At 65.8% G+C, this 1,230-nt stretch carries 1 protein-coding gene and 1 pseudogene; both read right to left on the bottom strand.

From position 1 onward, the window contains the following. A partial coding sequence (locus tag EOA60_RS33650; protein WP_206628379.1) for an ATP-dependent metallopeptidase FtsH/Yme1/Tma family protein occupies positions 1 to 474 on the bottom strand: 474 nt, incomplete at its 3' end. 106 nt (positions 475 to 580) lie between these two features. Then, positions 581 to 1,230: pseudogene (locus EOA60_RS37955) on the bottom strand (tRNA(Ile)-lysidine synthetase); the annotation flags it as partial.

Here is a 1,230-nt window from a genome sequence, read left to right on the forward strand (position 1 = left end):
GTCCTGGAAGGTGACGCGGCCATGCGCCTCGGTGAGCAACTTCGCCTTCGACTTGCCGAAGCCCATGGCGCGGCCGGAGCCGGACTGCATCTGGCGCATGAAGAATATCCACACGCCGAGGATCAGGATCATCGGCAGCCACGAGATCAGATAGCCGAACAGCGAGTTCGAACCGTCGCTTTCAGGCCGCGCGTTGATGGTGACGTTCTTGTCCTGCAGCCTGGAGACCAGCGACGGATCGCCCGGCGAATAGGTCTGGAAGCCGTTGGCGTTGTCCGTGTAGTTGCCCGAGATACGGGCGCCGGCGATCGTCACGCTCTTGACCCGGCCGGAAGAGACATCCTGCAGGAACTGCGAATAGGCAATCTCGCTCGAAGCGCCGCGCGTCTGCGGCGTCTGGAAAAGATTGAACAAGGCGATGAGCAGGACCGCTATGATCGCCCAGAGCGCGAGGTTGCGATAATTCGGATTCATCTATTGTCCTGTTGGCGTCCGCGCGCGGACCCACGATGGTGATTGGAGGCTTGGGCCTAACATAGGGAGAGCGTCTCCCCTTGCCAAGCAGAACAGCATGCCTCGGTTAAGCTTTCGCCCATGCTCCGCCGGGATCATGGCCGCGAAAAGGCGAGGGCGGCAGCGGTGGCGCGCCGATCAGCGCGGCGACGGCGGCAGCGGGCCGGAGATCGAAGGACGGCAGGAAGCGGGTGAAGGGCGACACCGCAGGAACCATCGCCGTCGCCGCCGGCGCGGCATCACCGCCAGCCAAATCAAGGCGTTCGCCGCCGCGCCACAGCGCGGGCTCGGCGGCCAGCGCCTTGCGCAGCAAGCTCGCCGGAACGTCGCCTTCCGGGGTAAATCGCTTGGCGGCGCCGGGACCTGCTGGCGCGATCACCAACCCGCTCGGCCTGTCGCTCAATGTGATCCTCCGCCGACCGTCCCATAGGGCCTGCTCAGCAGCCGGAACCGCGGGCAGATTGCGGGCCTCGCGGTGGAGGAAAATGCCGGTGCGGCGCGCGTCGACCACCGTCCGCGACAATGTGGCGCAAAGCGTCCCCGACCGCAGATGCTCGAACAGCGCCCGGCAACGCGCCTCGTCAACAAGGAACGTGACGCCGCCGACCGTGGCGAGCAGGATGCGAAATGCATAGACGGCGGCTTCGCTATCCTCACCACTTGCGAAATCGCGATCGAGGCGGATGAGCCCCGGAGCCGGCTGGCTAGCGAAGGCGC

Source organism: Mesorhizobium sp. M1A.F.Ca.IN.020.06.1.1, assembly GCF_004023265.1.
Lineage (GTDB): Bacteria > Pseudomonadota > Alphaproteobacteria > Rhizobiales > Rhizobiaceae > Mesorhizobium.